12 protein-coding genes are annotated in these 19584 nt (G+C 41.5%); all 12 read right to left on the bottom strand.

What is annotated here, in order from left to right; genetic code table 11:
- Nucleotides 1-18: 18 nt before the first annotated feature.
- Nucleotides 19-1719, bottom strand: a complete 1701-nt coding sequence (gene ilvD, locus H8B21_RS03395) for a dihydroxy-acid dehydratase (RefSeq protein ID WP_190312362.1) — start codon at nucleotides 1717-1719, stop codon at nucleotides 19-21.
- Complete coding sequence (locus tag H8B21_RS03390; RefSeq protein ID WP_190312361.1) at nucleotides 1703-2593, bottom strand: branched-chain amino acid transaminase; 891 nt, start codon at nucleotides 2591-2593, stop codon at nucleotides 1703-1705. Before H8B21_RS03390 ends, ilvD begins: the two co-directional genes overlap by 17 nt.
- A 319-nt stretch (nucleotides 2594-2912) precedes the next feature.
- Nucleotides 2913-3161 carry an ATP synthase F1 subunit epsilon gene (gene atpC / locus H8B21_RS03385; RefSeq protein ID WP_190312360.1) on the bottom strand — a complete coding sequence of 83 codons (249 nt, stop codon included), beginning with the start codon at nucleotides 3159-3161 and terminating at the stop codon, nucleotides 2913-2915.
- 1 nt (nucleotide 3162) lies between these two features.
- Nucleotides 3163-4665 carry a F0F1 ATP synthase subunit beta gene (atpD, locus tag H8B21_RS03380; protein ID WP_190312359.1) on the bottom strand — a complete coding sequence of 501 codons (1503 nt, stop codon included), beginning with the start codon at nucleotides 4663-4665 and terminating at the stop codon, nucleotides 3163-3165.
- A gap of 338 nt (nucleotides 4666-5003) precedes the next feature.
- A complete protein-coding gene (locus H8B21_RS03375; protein ID WP_190312358.1) occupies nucleotides 5004-6413 on the bottom strand; it encodes a calcineurin-like phosphoesterase C-terminal domain-containing protein in 1410 nt (469 codons plus the stop codon).
- A gap of 12 nt (nucleotides 6414-6425) precedes the next feature.
- Nucleotides 6426-8915 carry a phosphocholine-specific phospholipase C gene (locus H8B21_RS03370; RefSeq protein ID WP_190312357.1) on the bottom strand — a complete coding sequence of 830 codons (2490 nt, stop codon included), beginning with the start codon at nucleotides 8913-8915 and terminating at the stop codon, nucleotides 6426-6428.
- A gap of 198 nt (nucleotides 8916-9113) precedes the next feature.
- Nucleotides 9114-11093 carry a calcineurin-like phosphoesterase C-terminal domain-containing protein gene (locus H8B21_RS03365; RefSeq protein WP_223814808.1) on the bottom strand — a complete coding sequence of 660 codons (1980 nt, stop codon included), beginning with the start codon at nucleotides 11091-11093 and terminating at the stop codon, nucleotides 9114-9116.
- A gap of 24 nt (nucleotides 11094-11117) precedes the next feature.
- Nucleotides 11118-12371, bottom strand: coding sequence for a DUF5689 domain-containing protein (locus H8B21_RS03360; protein WP_190312356.1), 1254 nt, complete (start codon nucleotides 12369-12371; stop codon nucleotides 11118-11120).
- 17 nt (nucleotides 12372-12388) lie between these two features.
- Complete coding sequence (locus tag H8B21_RS03355) at nucleotides 12389-13864, bottom strand: SusD/RagB family nutrient-binding outer membrane lipoprotein (protein WP_190312355.1); 1476 nt, start codon at nucleotides 13862-13864, stop codon at nucleotides 12389-12391.
- A 6-nt stretch (nucleotides 13865-13870) separates the two neighbouring features.
- A complete protein-coding gene (locus H8B21_RS03350) occupies nucleotides 13871-17128 on the bottom strand; it encodes a SusC/RagA family TonB-linked outer membrane protein (RefSeq protein WP_190312354.1) in 3258 nt (1085 codons plus the stop codon).
- 509 nt (nucleotides 17129-17637) lie between these two features.
- Nucleotides 17638-18603, bottom strand: coding sequence for a glycoside hydrolase family 43 protein (locus H8B21_RS03345; protein WP_190312353.1), 966 nt, complete (start codon nucleotides 18601-18603; stop codon nucleotides 17638-17640).
- Between the two features lie 12 nt (nucleotides 18604-18615).
- Nucleotides 18616-19578 carry a glycoside hydrolase family 43 protein gene (locus H8B21_RS03340; protein ID WP_190312352.1) on the bottom strand — a complete coding sequence of 321 codons (963 nt, stop codon included), beginning with the start codon at nucleotides 19576-19578 and terminating at the stop codon, nucleotides 18616-18618.
- Nucleotides 19579-19584: the final 6 nt, after the last annotated feature.

The raw sequence follows: 19584 nt of genomic DNA, 5'->3' as shown, positions 1-19584 counted from the left end.
ATTTTGTATCACTACTTTTTATAAATCTGTTACACAACCTTGGGAAGCATTGGCAACTGTCTTCGCGTATTTATACAACACACCTTTGTTTACTTTTAATGCCGGCTGTTTCCAGTTTGCCCGGCGAGAAGCAATTTCTTCATCCGACAGATTTACATTAATGGTGTTGTTTACGGCATCAATTTCAATGATGTCATCGTCCTGGACGAGACCGATAAGACCGCCTTCGTAAGCTTCGGGAGTGATGTGACCGACGACGAAACCATGTGTACCACCAGAGAAACGACCGTCCGTGATTAGGGCGACGGATTTCCCCAGGCCTGCCCCGATAATCAAAGAAGTTGGTTTCAACATTTCTGGCATTCCGGGCGCACCTTTGGGGCCTTCGTTTTTGATGACGATAACATCGCCCGGTTTAACACGTCCCGAAGCAACGCCTTTCGCCAAATCTTGTTCCCCATCGAATACACGAGCAGGGCCCGTAAATTTCTCTCCTTCTTTACCCGATATTTTAGCTACGGATCCTTGTTCTGCCAAGTTTCCGTAAAGAATCTGCAAATGTCCTGTTTTCTTGATAGGATTATCCAGCGGCTGTATAATCGGCTGATCGTATGCCATAATAGATTTAACGTCCGCTAGATTTTCTGCTATAGTTTTTCCAGTAACGGTTAAGCAGTCTCCATGTAATAAACCTTCATCCAATAGATATTTCATGACGGCAGGTGTACCACCGTACTGTTGTAAATCTTGCATTAAGAATTTGCCCGATGGCTTAAAATCTGCTAATACCGGAGTTTCGTCAGACATCCGTTGGAAATCATCTGGTGTGATATCAACACCTACTGCTTTACCTATCGCGATAAAATGCAATACCGCATTTGTCGATCCACCCATAACCACAATCACACGCATGGCATTTTCGAAAGCCTTACGTGTCATGATGTCGGTCGGTTTGATGTCTCTTTCCAAAAGCGTATGCATATATTTTCCTACCTCCAAACATTCTTTCTTTTTCTCTTCTGAGATGGCTGGGTTGGAAGAGGAATAAGGTAAGCTCATGCCCAGTGCTTCGATAGCTGACGCCATGGTGTTCGCGGTGTACATCCCGCCACACGCACCTGCGCCAGGACAAGTATGGCGGATAACGCCATCATAATCCTCGTCCGAAATAGTGCCTGCGATTTTTTTACCCAAGGCTTCGAAAGCGGATACAATATTTAATTCTTCGCCTTTATAATGGCCCGGAGCAATTGTTCCTCCGTATACCATAATAGCCGGACGGTTTAATCTGCCCATTGCCATGATAGCGCCTGGCATGTTCTTATCACAGCCCGGAATAGCGACTACACCATCATAGTATTGACCACCACAGATTGTTTCGATACTGTCTGCAATGACATCACGAGATACCAACGAATAGCGCATTCCTTCTGTACCATTGCTCATACCGTCGCTTACGCCGATTGTTCCAAAGGTGAGCCCGACTAAATCACTGCTCCAAATGCCTTGTTTTACCAATTGAGCCAAGTCGTTCAAGTGCATGTTACAGGTATTTCCATCATACCCCATAGAGGCAATACCGACTTGCGCTTTGTCCATATCGGCGTCTGTAAGTCCAATACCATACAACATGGCTTTTGCTGCAGGTTGTGTTTCATCTTGTGTAAAGATGCGACTGTACTTGTTCATTACACTTTTCATGTCAGATGATGACTTCATAATTCTCTTCTTCTAAAACTAATTTTTTATATTTCCTTTGGATAGAAGCACCAATAGTATGCTCCCAGTCTTCTTCATACATAATGCCATCCACCTCCTTGATACCGATGATTTCGGCTGCGGTACCACACAAAAAAGCGCTGTCTGCTTCGTGAACGTCTTGAACGGTCAGTTTTTTTTCTATTACCTCAATATTTAAACTCTTACACAGTTCAATAACTGTCTGACGTGTGATGCCAGGAAATATATTCCCTAACGGCGGGGTGTATAGCTTAAAATCTTTCTCTATAAATAAATTTTCACTGGATGCCTGTGCTAAAAAGCCATCGTGATCCAGCATAAGTGCTTCGTCAAACCCTTCACGTATCGCTTCACTCGACGCCAAAATAGCATTAATGTATTGACCGGATACTTTCGCTTCGATCTGAAAAGATTTGGGATGGAGACGTTGAATTTTGGAGGTGCAGACACGAAGTAGGTTTTGCCCTAAATAGGGCCCCCATTCCCATGCAGCAATCATAATATGCGCATCTTTTGCCGAAGTAAGATGCATGTTCGATCCGGAAAATACAAGTGGACGGATATAAGCAGATCGCAGATTATTAGTTTCTAATAAAGCGTATGATTTTTCTATCAATACTTGATTGTTCCAAAGATAAGGAAGGTTAATAGCTTCACATGACCGCTGCAAACGCGTAAAATGTTCTTCTGCTTTAAAAATTCTTGTGCCATGATGTGTGCCGTATGCTCTTAATCCTTCAAAAGCACCGTACCCATAATGCAGTGATTGACCAAATAAGTCGATTCCGGCATCTGTGGCTTTTACAAAATCCCCATCCAAATAAATGTAAGTGTCTTGATTATAATACTGCATAGTGTCTCCCTCAATTTCACTATGGTCAAGTTAGCGCTATTAAAAATTCTTTACAATAGCAAAACAAAGTATTTTGAAAAAGTTTATTATTCTGTTATTTTATTTATAATAGAATATTATTTTATATACTTTAAGCATAGTGATTTTATATTTTTGTGTTGATAGACTAAAATTAAAATCGGTATAGATGTTCAAAATTAAGTCTTTATGGAAAAAGAGCAAAATTCTTCTTAAAATAGGCAAAAGTCGGAGGAAAGTTGAAAAAAAATAGCCCTCGGTTTAGACCCTGGGCTATATAATTGAATGTATTTTTTAACTATTATTCTTCCACGATTCCTTCTGCTAAAACAGTAATATTGTTGTCTTTAGCCTCTACAACACCGCCTTTAATAACGAAAACCGTTTGGCCTTGTGCGTCCCGAATAATAACTTTTCCATCTTCTAAAGTAGATACGATGGGAGCGTGGTCCTGTAAAATTTGAAAAGAGCCAGCGCTACCAGGTACCGTTACTGCCGTAGCGTTCCCCTCGTATGCTAATTTGTCTGGCGTAATAATCGTTAATTTCATCTTAAACAGCCTCCGCTAATAATTTTTTGCCTTTTTCGATAGCTTCTTCGATGTTGCCGACCAAGTTAAATGCAGCTTCCGGATATTCATCTACCTCACCATCGATAATCATGTTGAAACCTTTGATCGTATCTTTGATGTCAACAAGTACACCTTTTAAGCCGGTAAATTGCTCTGCTACGTGGAACGGTTGTGATAAGAAACGTTGTACACGACGTGCACGGTGAACAGTCAATTTATCTTCTTCTGATAACTCGTCCATACCTAGGATAGCGATGATATCTTGAAGCTCTTTATAACGTTGCAAAATTTCTTTTACGCGTTGCGCTGTATTGTAGTGTTCGTCACCTAATACTGCTGGAGTCAAGATACGAGAAGTCGAATCCAACGGGTCAACCGCAGGATAAATACCCAATTCTGCAATTTTACGTGACAATACGGTTGTTGCGTCCAAGTGGGCGAAAGTTGTGGCTGGCGCAGGGTCAGTTAAGTCATCGGCGGGTACATATACTGCTTGTACCGATGTAATAGATCCGTTTTTAGTAGAGGTAATACGCTCTTGCATCAAACCCATCTCTGTTGCTAACGTCGGTTGATAACCTACGGCTGAAGGCATACGGCCTAAAAGTGCGGATACTTCAGAACCCGCTTGCGTGAAACGGAAGATATTGTCAATAAAGAAAAGTACATCACGTCCTTGTCCTTGTCCATCCCCGTCACGGAAATATTCCGCTACGGTAAGTCCCGATAATGCTACACGAGCACGTGCTCCAGGAGGCTCATTCATTTGGCCGAAAACGAACGTACATTTAGAGTCTTTAAGCAGTTCATTGTCTACTTTGTCCAAAGGCCATTCGCCTTTTTCCATGCCTTCCATGAAGTGCTCGCCATATTTAATAATGCCTGATTCAAGCATTTCACGCAATAAGTCATTTCCTTCACGCGTGCGTTCCCCAACACCTGCAAAAACGGAAAGACCACCGTGTCCTTTAGCGATGTTGTTGATCAATTCCTGGATCAATACCGTTTTTCCTACTCCGGCACCACCAAACAAACCAATTTTACCACCTTTAGCATAAGGCTCTAGCAAATCGATAACTTTGATACCTGTAAACAATATTTCTGATTCGGTCGATAATTCGTCGAATCTAGGTGGTTCAGCATGGATAGGGCGTCCGTTTGTTGTGTCCAAATCTTGGATACCATCGATGGCACCACCAACTACATTAAATACGCGGCCTTTGATTTCTTCGCCAACAGGCATTTTAATCGGAGCGCCGGTATCAACCACTTTCATTCCACGTACCAAACCTTCGGTTGCATCCATCGCGATAGTACGAACGCGATCCTCACCTAAGTGTTGTTGAACTTCTAGAACAATACGTTGACCATTGTCTTTTTCAATGTACAAGGCATCGTAAATCTTAGGAAGATTGTCATTGTCGGCGAAGTTGACGTCAACTACTGGGCCGATAATCTGCGCTATTTTACCAATATTGGGCATATTATAGGGACTAAATAATTATTAATCAATTTATAGCAGATGGTTTCATACATCTACATTTTGGAATGCAAAAATAAACTATATCTTATTAAAAGCAAAACGGTTATTGATAATAATTTTATTTTCTTTTTTTACCTCAAAAAAAGAAACAAAAAAAATCGTCGCTTCAAATCTTTGAGGAGAGGGATAGTACTAAGGATGAGTTCCGGAAACCTCAAAAATTTGGATGCGACCTTTAAAGTTAAGGAGGGGTGGTGCAATTCTGTATCTTCCAATTGTATTGAGCGCTATGATGATCATATTAAACGTGGCTCAGACAAAATGTCGATGATAGACCATTAAGCGAGTTTAATCTCCTCTTTATACACCTTTCCAAAACGGTCGGTAACCACAATCTTCACTGTTTTAGCATCGGTTTGGGTATAAAATAAATGATCCGTCCGTCCAGGTTCAACCCAGGCCCTGCGTTCTTTGGGTAACTCTTTACCTTTATATAGGGCAACAGCCAATTCGTCGAAACCTTTCGTTTGTTCCAATTGACCTTTGGCGACACCATCGGCGAACCAGGTCACTTTCCAGAGTGGGTCGTAATTCCAGACATTTACCATCACACGGTTCATGCCGCCACTGAGCTTTTGAACACTGCTGCGGAATTGATAGTTACGGTCTTTACCGATAGATTTATAGAACCAGCTTACTGATGTGCCGTTCACCTCGAAGACACCATATCCGCGCGGCGTACCGTCTGTGCAAACCGAGCCTGTCCACCAGGCGCCACATAGTGTGGCATGGGTGTGTTCGTAAATATGCCCGTTAACATGGTTGGCGTTCCGATGGGTATGGCCGGAAAGAACATGGATCTGCTGAAAACCTTCGAGAAGAGCGTACAGCTCATCCCGATTTTTGATGCTATTATATATCGGAATATGCACACTGATGATCAGTACGTGGTCTTTGGGTACATGTTGCAGATCCTTTTCCAACCAAGAGAGCTGTTCAGGACTAATATGACCATCATATTTTTTGATGTTGGTGTAGCGGATAGTATCCAATACTACGTAATGTGCTTTTCCCCTGTTAAAGGAATAATAGGAAGGACCAAAATGTTCCTTGAATAAGGCTGCGTCATCTGGTTCATCGGCTGTTGCTTCCTCTTTATCGTGGTTTCCGATCGTCTGAAAGAAAGGAATACCCATCTTACCTATCGTTTCTTTGTAGTCTTGCCACAATTTTGGCTTATCCCAGATGGAATCTCCCAAACTGATACCGTGAAACTTTTCCTGAGGCATGGATGTGAGGAATTGTGTGATATCCGGAAGCGATTCTTCTCGAAATTGCCGCGCGTCTTCCTTATCCCGTATCTGCGGATCGCCTAAGGCGAGGAAATAGTGGTGATCGTCGTTGTAGCTAGTTTTTTCAAGTTCAAAATTATACGCGCCACTGTCGGATAGTCGATAAATAGCTGCGAAACCATTTACGTTTTTTACGTTATAACTAGATGGATTCGATAAGAAAATATGTTTAGCGTTGTTGTGCAGCTGTAGGGCATATCTACCCCTTCTGTCGCTTATTGCCACATTGTATCCATCGGATACGACTGCATTGGCGATATTTCTTCGATGTGCTCTTATACGTCCTTTGATAAGTTTTCCCCTGTCTTGCGGCGATATGACGGCGAAGGCTTTACCCGACAGATAAAGTCCGCCGATGAGTAGGCCGGATGATTTTAAGAAACTTCTTCTATTCATTTTTAGTTAATTTTATACTTGTGCTATCTGAGGGTCTGTATACCCCAACTGTCCAGTTTCAACACGTCCTGCATATGCCCATAGAAAATCTTGATAGCCTTTTACGGTTATTTCAAGATCATACCAATGACGGCTAGCTCTTAAGTCGACGAGTTCGATATGCTGTTTTCCAGCTGGAAGAAGCACTTCCCTTATTGCTTGTCCATAACCTTTGTCCTGGATATAGATCTGCACTGTTTTTTGTGACTCGTTCTTTAATGATAACTGAATTCTTCCGGTGAAACTTTTATCCTCCCGTTCATATTCGAGAGATGGCTGTATAGGGGCAAGTTTATGTTTGTTTTTAAAACGTCGAAAAAAACCATTGGGACCATGTACATGTAGATCAATCCCTTGGTTTGGCGTATAGGTAAACTCGTCCGAAATGCTGTCACCAGCCTTGACAGCATAATGACGTATCGCTCCGTCTGCGTATACTGTAAAAGGCGCACCGGAGCTTCTGTTGCCAAAAATAGTGTTGTCCACATGGAATTTCAAATCAAAGGCCTCTTCTTCCAATTTTCCTTCGACGTACAGTTCATAAGGTAAGGCGCAGGAAGGACGTATCCCACTTTCTTGTTTGGGCATAAGGGCGACATGATGTGGCTGCTCTTTGCCTTTTATTAAATCTTCTACTGTAAGCTGACCAAAGATGGGTAACGCCTTGTGCTGGGTTTGATGGATGTTTTCCAGATAGGAGTTGCGGTTGAGAAATGGAAGCTTATCATCTGCTTTTTCCTGATCTGCGCCGTTGAATATAGAGGTTAGGTTGCCACAAACCGTCCGTCTCCAATCGCTGATTTGATCTGATGCGATATCACGCTTAAATTTATGACTTAGGAATTTTTCTAGAAACTGTAAAGTGGACGTATGATCAAAAACTTCTGAGCAAACTTTGCCTCCCTTGCTCCAAGGTGAGGCCACTATTAACGGCACCCGATATCCTAACCCTATTGGACCGGTGCGGGCTGTTTTTTTGCTACGGCCTTCTGCGAGTTCTTGTTCTGCTGTAATATACTCTATTTCGGAATCTATTCCTGCAGAGCATTTTCCGCTATTCGCGGCATAGGGGTTCGGAGGGGTGAAGGGAGGGATATGATCAAAGTAGCCATCATTTTCATCGTATGTCAAAATAAAAATGGTTTTCTGCCAAACTTTTGGATTCTTTGTAAGGATATCGATAATTTCCGAGATGTACCAAGACCCATACCATGGTGAGCTTGGGTGGTCCGAATAACGCTGCGCCGGAATCAGCCAAGATACTGTAGGCAATTCCCCACGTTGTACATCTTGTCTAAACTGATGAAGTATATCACCTTTCGGAATATCCATTTCTTGTTTTTTGCCTTTATTATCCGTGTATTGGAGCTTATCCAAACGACGGTAGTCGGGATCATTTTTGTTGGTGACGAAAGCTTTTTGGTAGAGGTTTTTCTCTCGCTGAGGAAGTTTGTCGAAGTTAGATGTTGACCAAATTTTCAGCTCTTTTTCGGCATTTTGTAAGACTTTTTTTTTCTCTTCTAAGGCATGCTGGATTTTACCATATTGTTTGTCCTGAAGAGGTGTTTTCTGTAGTTTATCTTCAAGGTCTGCAATTTCCTTTGGCAACTTATCCGTCTGTATTTTGAGATTGGCGACATAGCGATCGGAAAACTGAACATTATATTTTTCAAATCGTTCTAGCGGATTACAGCTAAAACTAGCGAGCCAGGAGCGTTCTTCTCCACTGAAGCCACCGCCACAGCTTATGTCGTTTTGATAAATTTTCCATGGTATCCCAGCATCTTCAAGTAGTTCTGGGAACGTGGGCCATTTCCCCGCACCAAAGGGTAACTCATTTCGCATTTCGGCTTTGGCATTTTTGTTCTGTTCGGCTCTTACCGTGCCCGTCCAAAAGAAAAAGCGATTGGGCCAAGTGCTAGACATTACGGAACAAAAATGTTGATCGCATATTGTAAATGCATCAGCCAATGCATAATTGAATGGAATATCTTGCCTATTGTAATACCCCATTGTTAAAGGTATATTGGCATAGTCTTTCCCAACACGTTTGGCTTCTATCCAGTTGTCATAATGACCTCCATTAAAAGCGTCTACTTGGCTATGTCGGGAATGAGGTACTGCACCCATCCACGTCGATTTGGAATCCATGAGGTTCAGGCGAAATGGGGCATAGGTATTCCCTTGTTTATCGGATTGGAACCAAACGGGATTGCCGTTTGGAAGACGTATGTACCTAGGGTCGTTAAATCCCCTTACACCTTGTAGTGCTCCAAACCCATGATCAAAAGACCGATTTTCTTGCATAAGGATAACGATGTGTTCCGCATCCATAAAGGTGCTTCCGGGTAGGGGTTCAATGGCTAGTGCGCGTTGTATAGCGGCTGGAATAGTGTGTTCGATCCCTGCCATTCCGGTAAGTAATAAAGCCTTTTTTAGAAAATCTCTTCGTTGATTGTTCATTGTATGCTGGTTTATTTGTCAGTCTTATGTTATGCCAATCTATTGCGCTAATATCAGAAAGTATTTCGTTTTTTTTCGTTTTATAACGGTTTTTTTACGTTATGGGTTTTAGTGAGGTAGGGCACATAAAAAAGCAGAGGCATAATATATGACGCCTCTGCTATAAGTATAAGGTTTAACTCATTTATATTTTTTATCCTATCGCATAGTATAATTAAATGCTTTTGGTCTTTCCATTGTTTCGGAATAGACGTTGCCGAATTCATCCTCGACGGTAATTTTCAAGGTCGTCTTCGCCTCTGCAGCCTTAACTAAGAACAAATGAGCGGTATTTGTTGTTGTAAATGAGCTTGTTGGATCAGCATTTACGTTAATTCGTTGTAGATCATAGGAGATAAGATGCAATGGGTCTTTTTTACGAACGCGTGTATAAGGCAGTGTATTACCATTTTCCGTTACGTTAATCTTCCAGTTATCTTGGTATCCCCAAACGTTAATTAACACTTGGTTGTCATCTCTTTTGGTAGCATATTCTCCAGCTATTCCAGGAACTTTTTCTTTAAATGTGGCATTTGCATTAGGTGTATGTGCAGCTGCTGTAATATGTACGGTATTTAAATCATACGACCTAAATTGATAATCTTTTTCATATCCAATACTCTTATAATATAGTTTTTGGGTTCTCCCTTCGACTTCCTGTACAGCATATCCTCCCACGCTGCCGTCTTTACAGATATGATTACCGGCATAACCACTCCTTCCTGTCCACCACCATGTCGCACTTACTGCTCCTATATTATATTCGGTAATATTCGATCCAGATTGTTTTACACGATAATTTATATGAGTGTGCCCGGTAAGTACTTTTACATTATTGAAAGCTGACAACATACCAACGAGTGTGGCCCCGTTTTGCAAAGAAATATTGGAGTTGCCGTTCGCATCCGGATTTGAGTGAAGGGGAACATGCATGGCTACTACGATTGGTGTAGATTTATCCGTGATATAGGATAAATCTTTTTGTAGCCAATCTAATTGCTCTTGAGCGATGACATTGGTATATTCCCTATCGCCAATTATACCATTTGAACCACCTGTATTTTTGTAGTCCATGTTGTCAAGAATTATGTAATGTACTTGACCAATATTCATCGAGTAATAAGTTGGCCCCATGAGGTTTCTGTAGGGGGATGCCGCTAGCCAGTCGTTGAGGGCAACATAAGGATCGTAATCATGGTTTCCTATAACATTGTAGATTGGAAATTCCAGATCCTTTATCGTTTGCAAATACTCCGCTAGTTTGAAATTGTTAGCGTACCAGTATTGGTCCCAGGATTGATCGCCCAAAGTAAGTCCATAGAACTTCTTATTCTGATCCTTGTAGTAGTCGTATGTTTTGTTTATGTCGGCTAAGAAGTTGCTTTGGAATTGTGCAATATCATCGTTTCGGTTGGCTAGATGTATATCAGCCAAAAATGCAACGACATGGTTATCGTTGTTTACAGGGAATAGTTCAAAATCCCGGATTTCAGCATCCGATGTGATGCCGGTTAAAGGTTTAAAGAACAGTGGTACTGTATTGGTTGTGATGACTTCGTAATTAGATGGAACCGAAACAAATACATAGCCGTTCTTCTTTGCTGAAGGTAAATAATAAACACCGTTTGCGTCTGTTTTAGTTACGACTTCGCCGTCAGAGACCACCACATCGGCGACGCCTTTGTCACCTACAAATACCGTTCCTTTTACAGTCATACCGTCTTTGTCCGGAATATCAGTATTGAAAACGAAATTAACGTAAGTTTTTCCGATCAGTTGGCTTAACTCGCCTCGCTTCACGCGAATATCATAAGCGCCATCTTTTACATTATCTGATATAGCCACGATGACACCATTGTCCGTGAGCGAACCTATAGGCAGATCTACAGTTTCACCCTGGCCGCTTCTCGGAACAAATGATATGATATCGTCGGCAAGAAAACCTGCCCCTTCAATATCAATCTCTGTCACGCCAATTTTAATATTGTACACATAAGGTATATTAATATGGGTAATAGGAATGCTGGTCGCAATCTTATCCTCCACCCCTACGGCTAAATCACTTTTGCAAGCATTAGTCAAACCTGTGGCAAATAAACCAAGGATAATTAATACCAAAAAATTATATTTTTTCATCATACTTTTGCTTTAATTGTAAGTTTGTTAGTAACTTTTGAAAATGGAAATATCATCCACTCCCAATCGACCATTAGGATTGGAATTCGTATTCGCTCCAATACCTTTTTTATTGATTCTAAATCGTACAGGACCTTCAATATCCATCAAAAATACCGCTTGTTTGCTGTTTAAACTTTCTGATGTCCTATGTGCATCTGTGATGGGATCTCCGATTTGTTGCCAGTTAATCCCGCCGTCTATTGAAGATTCCAAAGTGAATGTACAGGAGTTGTCGGTATAATAAGATCCATACCATAAGGTTACTTTAGAGGCACCGTCAGGTACATCAAAATTCATCTGTAGAAGTGCATCTGTGCTCAACCCTTGCTGAAAGCGGACTGCTGTATCACCAGATACGATACGGTCACGGCCGGCGGTAATGCCCAACAGCGATTGCTGGAAATACCAAGTTCCGGTTTTTAACACTCTATTGGCGTTTGCATAGCCGTCTTTATTGTTGTTCGTTTCAAATGTTTCCGGCCATCCAGGATAGATTTTACCACTTGGATAAGCCATCCCTGCATAGTTTTGCAATCGTAGCTGTCTTTTTTCGCCATCCGAATAGGCTATCCCTCTGAATGTTGCACTTGGTGCAACAACTTCATCAGCAAAGCTTGCTTGATCAGATGTATAAAGATCAATTTTTAAAGAATCCTGATCCATCAGTGTCTTTGTTCCTCTAATTGGTGTTCCTGGAGCAGGTTCTACTTCCAAGTCTGCAGTAATATCAATAAAAGTCGACTCGTAATCGCCGAACTTATTTTGTAGGACTGAAATGGCTACAGGTCTTGAAGCCACTGTATTGCCAGTATTGATAATAGTAATATCACTCTGTTTTATACCTGTTAGTGTCAAGGAGCCGGTTTGGGCAGACAATTTTGCTCCGTTAAGGTTAATCCTTATGGAATCTCCGAAGTTATACTTTGCAACATCATCCACTTCAATCAATATACCCCTTTGTTGGTTTCGCCATACGTTTTGAACAGCAATATGGTTTGCCGGAAGATTCTTTCCGGTGTAATCTGATACCACGACACCTTTTGTGTACATCGCATTTGTCAACAAATCGGCGTTTAAGGTGACATCGCTTCCTTGAAAGATATTTCTGACTACATACAGCGAGGTTTCCGGATTATTTTCCCCGATGGCGTAATTTGTGTCTTCCTTGATGCAGCCTATTGCTAGTAAGGAAGACGATATAGCTATATATGATAATGCGTTTAATATTCTCTTTTTCATCTGAATTATTTTTTAGTTTAAAACAGGTTAGGTTGCCACCACATTAATCCATTTAGATTATCACCCCCCAGACGCTCCACGGCCGCTTTATAGTTTGCCGTATTTAAGGATTGTGTAATTAACGGATAGTTTAGCCGGACGGGCATTTTACCATCATTTTGCACACCGCCACCGATATAGTCGCTGAAATCCAATAACCCCGTCCGACGGTACTCATACCACTGCTGGAAATCGGTAAATAGCATTGCAAAATATTTTTGCAAATGTACTTTACCTAACTTATCGTTATTGCTATCAGTCGATGAGAAGCTAACTAAAGGGTTGTCAAAGTATTCGTCACCAATAGTTTGATCCCAAAAGGCCATGGAAGCATTGATACCAACGTTATATGCGGCTTCGGCATCTTGATTCACATAATTGCGCAATGCACATTCTGCCAAGATGAACTGTAGTTCCGCATAGTTCATGATGTTCCCCAAGCGTGGGTCGGTCATCAGATTTTTGTGCAGTGTAGAGCCGCGCTCGGGTACAGACCCTTCTTGATAGCCTGATTGCATACCGGAGTAAACTCCTAATGTAGCTTCTGTTGCCCATATTTTAAGGCGCGGATCCCCCATTGCGACTAAATTGTTAATAAAGAAATCAGAATAACCTTTATTGCCGTTAAAATCAATCTCTCGGGCATTGAAATAAGGATTGAAGTAGGGTTGCTGATTCGTGAAACGCAGAACAGCTGAATCATCATTACTCTCCATAATTGGATATTCTGACGGTTTGATGTCCACTATTTCCTTGATTTTTGTTATAGCATTCAATTCCGGTTTATGTGCAACTCTAAGCAATAGTCGCAGATATAAGGAATTTCCGAATTTTCGCCATTTTTCGGGATCAGTGTTGAAAATAGGGTCTAATGCAGCCTTATCACCCGCGATATCATTGGTAGTATTCAATAGCTGGTTAGCTTGTTCTAATTTCAAAAATAAATTCTTATATATTTCCTGTTGTCTTTCAAAAGCCGGGCTTGTATTCCCGTCTGTATAGCCTTTGTTGCTCTCGTAATATGGAATATCGCCAAACATATCGGTCAGCAGGGAATAAACCCAGGCTTCCAATACCAGGGAGATACCTTGATATATTTGGTAACCGGCCTGCTGCTGCTCACCAGCACTTTTATATATATCTTTAATGTTGGTCAGTTCTACATACCAGCTTCGCCACATGTATTCGCTTTCCGACGGGCGGACAAGATAACGGTGGAACTCCAGGTTGTCATTGGTGGTAACGGTAACCTGTGTGAACTCGTTGTTTATCCGTAGATTTCGGTTGATATTGGCCGTGATTACTTTATACACGGCAGGCCCTAATAAACTTTGCGGAGCCGCTGTTGCGGACTCGTTGGGATTGGTGTTGATTTCTACGAAATCCTGACAGCTACTTAGTCCTCCGAGGGCTAAGGTTGTCATTAATATGATTGATTTTAATCTTGTTTTCATAATGTCTTAAAATCCAAGTGATACATTAATACCAAAAGTTCTTGTCGACGGGAACTGGGCAATTTCTGCTCCTTTTTCTATACCGCTGGCGTTCAGCGAGCCAAATTCCGGATCGAAAGCTGGCCAATTACTGAATACGAAAAGATCGCGTCCGTATAGACCAATAGTTGCTCGCTCAGTTTTGAAACGACTCAAGAACGATTTGGGCAAGGTATAATCCAAGCGTAATTCCCGAAGCTTGATGAAATCGGTCGAGAATGTATTGGCTTCGATATTATCCCGGTTAAAATGTGCCCGATAATAGGTTGATGCTTGTGCTATTTCGGTATTTGGGCTGAAAGTTCCATCCGCATTTTGTACTACACCGTTTCCAATAATGCCGTTATAGCGGCCAGGGATAGTTTTTTTCAATTTTCCCTCTTCCATCAGTACAGCATGTGTCAATGAATATGCTTTTCCGCCAAACTGACCATCAAACAGTACGTTCAGGCGAAAGTTTTTGTAATTGAATCTGCTGCCGATACCAAACTTTTGTGTTGGGTTCGGATTGCCGATATAGATCAGATCTTCGGTATATTGGGGTACGCCGCCACCATATATAATAGCTCCATCAGCATTCCGGAGATAACCTAGTCCGTAAAGGTCGCCGAAGCGTCCACCAATCCGTGCTTCCACCGTACCACGGCTTCCAAAGATGGTCGATAAAACTAGAGATGTGGCATCATCTTGAATCGGAATTTCTTCTACTTTCGTATCGTAAGCGGTGTAGTTTCCAAATAGTGCCCAGCCAAATCCTTCGGGATTTCTTAAGATTTCCACTTCGGTTTCCACTTCAAGCCCTCTGCTGCTTACCTTACCGGCGTTGATGATCTGTGTTCGGTAACCACTGGAAGGATCGATTGGGGTTTCTAAAATCTGATCTGTGTTAATGGCTTTATACACCGTTACATCAAGTCTCGCCCGGTTTCTGAACATCCTGAAATCCGTTCCGAGTTCATAAGATGTTTTTATTTCAAACGTTAAATCTTCATCCGGAATCCGTGTTGGGTTTGCCGCTCCGCCAGGGAAAGCTGATTGTCTGCTGTACGTATACCGGTTCAGGTATGGTCTTTTACCGCCACCACCCACACTGGCAGCACTCAAACGCAATTTCCAGAAACTAATTTCTCCGGGCAATTCAAACGCCTCTGACAACAGTACACTTGCATTAATCGAAGGGTAAAAAAACGGGAGCAATGTTTTTTTCTTTGGCGAAGCTAATGTACTTGCCCAGTCCAAACGCGATGTCGCATCAATAAAATAGGTGTCTTTATAGCTAAAAGTACCTAGTGCATAGATACTGTTTACGGCATATTGTTGATAATATGGGTCGTATAACAAAGCAATAGCTGAATTTGCGAAACTGTATTCGTTTGGTGTGTTAAGTTGATTTGTCCAAGCATCTTCTCTGTCGTAAGTATTCACCATCAGCGCACCACCGACGCTTCCCCCAAATTTGAAGTCGCTGTGTCTGACATTGTTGTAGGTCAACAAGAAGTCGGCATTACTTTCCTGGCTATAAACCCCCTGCTCCCGATAATAACCTTGTGAAAAGTTGTACGTATCAAAAGGCCGTGCTTGCGAACGTTGATCGTATGAAAAATCTAGTCCGGCTCTGACCATCAGATTCAGCTCGTCGTTAAATTTGTAGTCTGCTTGAAAATTACCGATGACGTGATTCTTGTCCTGCGAATTGAGCATGTCATACGACATGGTTTTGGGGTTATCCAATAGGTTGGAATAAGGTGTTGTCTGTTCAATACCATATCTATTGGGACGCCAATTCTCGTCAAAATATTCCGGGTTCATGTTCGGCGTCAATCCTCTAATGAAATACATATAGGTCTGGTTATTGTAACCGGTATTCGGCAAGTTGTCCGATCCGCGGTGATTATAGTTAATCTTGGTGGCCAATGTGAGTTTATCCGTCAACTTGTTGCTGAGGTTTGCCGCCACGGAATTTCTCCGGTAGCCCATGTTTGGAATTATCCAAGTGTTATATACGTTGGTATAAGAGAAACGAGCATCTGTTTTATCTGTAGAACCGGAAAGACTAATGTTGTTTGTAGAAGTTACTTCCGGTTTGAAAAAATACTTTCGGTTATTCTCGTAAGCTCTCCACAAGGTACGTTCGGGTGGAACTAGTCTATAATATTCGGGGTCATACTGGTAATACATCTGCCCGTTAAATTTCGGTCCCCAAGCGGAAGACGTACTAAGTGTGCTGGCACCGTCTTCGGTTTGTCCGTATGAATAGTACAAATCCTGCCCATCGTTGCCCTGCCCATATTCATATTGATAGTCTGGCCATCGGTTGATCGTTCCCATGGCAGTATTGGAATTGATGGAAACTCCGAAACCACCACCTTTACGTCCGGTTTTGGTCGTGATAATCAAAGCGCCGTTAGCTCCACGGTAACCATATAAAGCTGCGGCAGCAGGTCCTTTTAGTACGGAAACTGATTCGATATCGTCCGGATTAAGATCGGACAAGGACGATCCGAAGTCTACAGGGGCGTCCGAGCTGATGTAGTTTCCACTTCCACTGGAAGTCATTGTCCTGCCAGCTTCCATAATGATACCATCAATGACGATAAGGGCACCATTGTCACCCGAGAGAGAGGTTTCTCCCCGAAGGATAATCTCGTTAGACCCAAGGGGTCCTCCATTTGACTTTGTAATATTAAGACCTGCCACTTTACCGACCAAGGCGTCTGACCAGTTGTTGGATATAGCCTCTGTTAATGCTTCGCCTGATACGGTAGTTGTTGAATACCCTAGTGCTTTCTGTTCCCTTTTGATTCCCAATGCCGTTACAACAACTTCTTCTACTTCTTGTGTACTGGAGGTCAAACGAACTGTAACCTCGCCGCCGGCCGTTATACGTTGAGTATGGGCAGTATATCCGATACTGGAAAACGTTACTTCGCTACCGCGTGTTGCCCTAATAGAGAAGTTTCCAGAAACATCTGTTGTACCCAACGTTCTTCCCTGGCTGGTGATTGTGACCGAAGAAATGGATTCGCCACTAGCGGCATCTAGTACCTTTCCTTGTACAGTCACCTGTTCTTGGTTCTGATAACTGATGTGCGTTCGTTCGATATTATTCGCCGCTGCCGAAGCCAGTGGGGCGAGCAATAAGAACGCAGACAACTGCAGCATACAATTTCTTTTTGAAATTGCCTGACGCCGATCTGCTCTTTGGTAGAGTAAAGTTCTCATCATATTTGTTGTTTTAATAATTTCTCTAGACTAAGATTATATGTTAGTTTGTACTTGGTTGTTTGTTTTATCTTTTTAAACGAAGCTTTATGAAAGTTTTTTATTTTATTGGTTATGTGTATGTTTTCTTCCTTTATAATTTGTTTCCAGTGTTTTTTATAGTGGTTTGTTTGTTGTGTTTCAATATGTAATCCAAAAAATAACGGTTGCTGATACAATATTAAATATAAAAAATTATACACACAAACAAAACGTAAATAAATAATAAAAAATCGTAGCAAAACGAAAGTAAAGGGGTGGGTTATAAAAGAATGAACGTAACAGCATAATTCAAAATGGATGTTAAAATTTTGTTGCAATACTAGAAAAAAGCTGTTACTTAAATGTTAATTAAAGGTTACTAAAACTATCTAAGGCGGGAGCAGGTTTAACAAAAAAGCCTTGACCAACTATATAAGCTTGGCCAAGGCTGAACTTTGTCAAAAAGAGAATATGGTTTTTACATGTATAATTTAGGGAGCGATCGTTAAGACTCCATTTTTGATTTTTGCATTTTTTATAATAAGTTTTTCCGATCCACTGTTAGGTGCGTGATATGATATTTTGAATTTACCGTTTCTTGTCCGGAACAACATTCCGTGTCCGCCGTCGTCACTGTTCAGGGGATTTTCCGATTGTCTCCAAGGCCCTTCTATCTTTCCCGAAGCAGAATAAGCCACACCTATCGCATATTTCCCAGTTAAATCAAAACTCGACCACAGCATGAACAGGATACCATCTTCACCGCGATGTATAAAGGGAGCGTCGGTGATATTCCCGTGTTTATCATGTTGTTCAGAGTAAATGCCCTTTACCCATGGAGCCGCACTTGCTTTAAATAATAAAATTGGCTCGTCCAAAGCTGTTGTCAGATCATCGCTTACTCGCTGTGCATATATTTCCCCGTCCGTAACTTCTAACCATTCGCGGCAAAAAAGCATCCAGGGCTTGTCATCTTGATCTACATACAATGCTGCGTCAAGGCTCATCCATTCTTTAGGGGTGATTGGCGCGTTCACTAGTGGTTTAAAATCTTTGTCGGGGTAATCGGATACCAATATCGATGTTCCTCTTTTTTTATATACATCAGAAAATGTCACGAACAAATAATATTTTCCTCTATAATAATAGCAATCCGGTGCCCAAAAGTCCTCTTTTCCCCAAAAATCATTCTCCGGAATGAATACGTTTCCAATATCTTCCCAAGCTTGTAAATCTTTACTTCTATAACCTTTTATCGAAGGCTTATTATTAGCATAGGTATAGTAGTAATCGCTTTTTCTATCGTAGAGAATAAACGGGTCTCTTAAAGACATCTCATTCGCGTCGATCATCTGTGTTTGTTGTCGCCGCATATCTTCAGATTTCTGTAGGCTACCACACCCTACGTATAGAAAAGCAGAAAATAGGATGTAGATATAGTTCAAAAATATTTTCATATTTATAGATGTTTATTTGATAATTAAGCTTCCGTTTACTTCTTCTATTTTGGTGATCCTGGGTCGTGGAGTGCCAGAATTCGGAACATGATACGAAATATATTTATAACCATCGAAACCTTTAAAAATCATAGCATGTCCCCCATCGTCGTTATTCAGTTGATCCGGTAGATGCCTCCAAGGACCTTCCACTGTTCCGGATTCAGATTCGGCAACTCCGATTGCATAATTTCCGTTTTTGTCAAAGCTTGACCATAACATTTGTAGCTTGCCACTGGCCGTTTTGTACAAAAATGGGGCATCTGTTACATAACCGATTGTGTTTCCGGAGCGAATAGGAGCGGCCCATGCCGCCGCGGAAGCGTTTAATAACAACAAAGGTGTTCCGATTGTTGTTTTTAAATCAGGGGTTAAACGCTGTGCGTAAATTAAACCATCTGTGACTTCTAGCCATTCCCTGCAAAAAACAATCCACGGAGTGTCTTCCTCATCAATGAAAAGGCTTCCGTCCAAACTCATCCATTCAGTTGGTGTGATAGCACGGTTTTCTAAAGGCTTGTACGGTCCGGTGACTTTATCAGCAATTAATATAGAGGTACCCCTTTTAGCTGATGGAGCCGAAAATGTAGCGAAAATATAGAACTTGTTTTGATATTTATATAAATCCGGTGCCCAAAAATCCTGTTTACCCCAAAAATCGGCTCCTGCGCTAAATATGTATCCCTCGTCTTTCCAATTTTCAAGATCCTTGCTACTATACATTCGGAAATGTGGTTGATTGTTAAACGTGAGATAATAGGTTTCCGATACTTCATCTGCAAAGACAAAGGGATCTCTACCTTGCAATTGTTCTATGGGAATCGGATATGCAACTTTAACTGTGTCAATAATACTTTCGGGATATTCACCCCATTGGGTATCGCATGCCGAAAATAATATAGATAAAAAATAGATATTAAATAAAAAGACTTTCATGACTGT

The organism is Sphingobacterium chuzhouense (genome assembly GCF_014692525.1).
In the GTDB taxonomy this organism is placed as follows: Bacteria; Bacteroidota; Bacteroidia; order Sphingobacteriales; family Sphingobacteriaceae; genus Sphingobacterium; species Sphingobacterium chuzhouense.
The sequence above is the reverse complement of the archived record's forward strand: the minus strand, read 5'-3'. Positions and strand labels throughout refer to the sequence as shown.

What these genes read in the sequence shown, in the direction of transcription:
- H8B21_RS03365 (WP_223814808.1), bottom strand. Translation starts at nt 11,093, where the DNA reads ATGATGAAAAAATATAATTTTTTGGTATTAATTATCCTTGGTTTATTT.
- H8B21_RS03390 (WP_190312361.1), bottom strand. Translation starts at nt 2,593, where the DNA reads ATGCAGTATTATAATCAAGACACTTACATTTATTTGGATGGGGATTTT.
- atpC (WP_190312360.1), bottom strand. Translation starts at nt 3,161, where the DNA reads ATGAAATTAACGATTATTACGCCAGACAAATTAGCATACGAGGGGAAC.
- atpD (WP_190312359.1), bottom strand. Translation starts at nt 4,665, where the DNA reads ATGCCCAATATTGGTAAAATAGCGCAGATTATCGGCCCAGTAGTTGAC.
- H8B21_RS03345 (WP_190312353.1), bottom strand. Translation starts at nt 18,603, where the DNA reads ATGAAAATATTTTTGAACTATATCTACATCCTATTTTCTGCTTTTCTA.
- H8B21_RS03350 (WP_190312354.1), bottom strand. Translation starts at nt 17,128, where the DNA reads ATGATGAGAACTTTACTCTACCAAAGAGCAGATCGGCGTCAGGCAATT.
- H8B21_RS03375 (WP_190312358.1), bottom strand. Translation starts at nt 6,413, where the DNA reads ATGAATAGAAGAAGTTTCTTAAAATCATCCGGCCTACTCATCGGCGGA.
- H8B21_RS03360 (WP_190312356.1), bottom strand. Translation starts at nt 12,371, where the DNA reads ATGAAAAAGAGAATATTAAACGCATTATCATATATAGCTATATCGTCT.
- H8B21_RS03355 (WP_190312355.1), bottom strand. Translation starts at nt 13,864, where the DNA reads ATGAAAACAAGATTAAAATCAATCATATTAATGACAACCTTAGCCCTC.
- ilvD (WP_190312362.1), bottom strand. Translation starts at nt 1,719, where the DNA reads ATGAAGTCATCATCTGACATGAAAAGTGTAATGAACAAGTACAGTCGC.
- H8B21_RS03340 (WP_190312352.1), bottom strand. Translation starts at nt 19,578, where the DNA reads ATGAAAGTCTTTTTATTTAATATCTATTTTTTATCTATATTATTTTCG.
- H8B21_RS03370 (WP_190312357.1), bottom strand. Translation starts at nt 8,915, where the DNA reads ATGAACAATCAACGAAGAGATTTTCTAAAAAAGGCTTTATTACTTACC.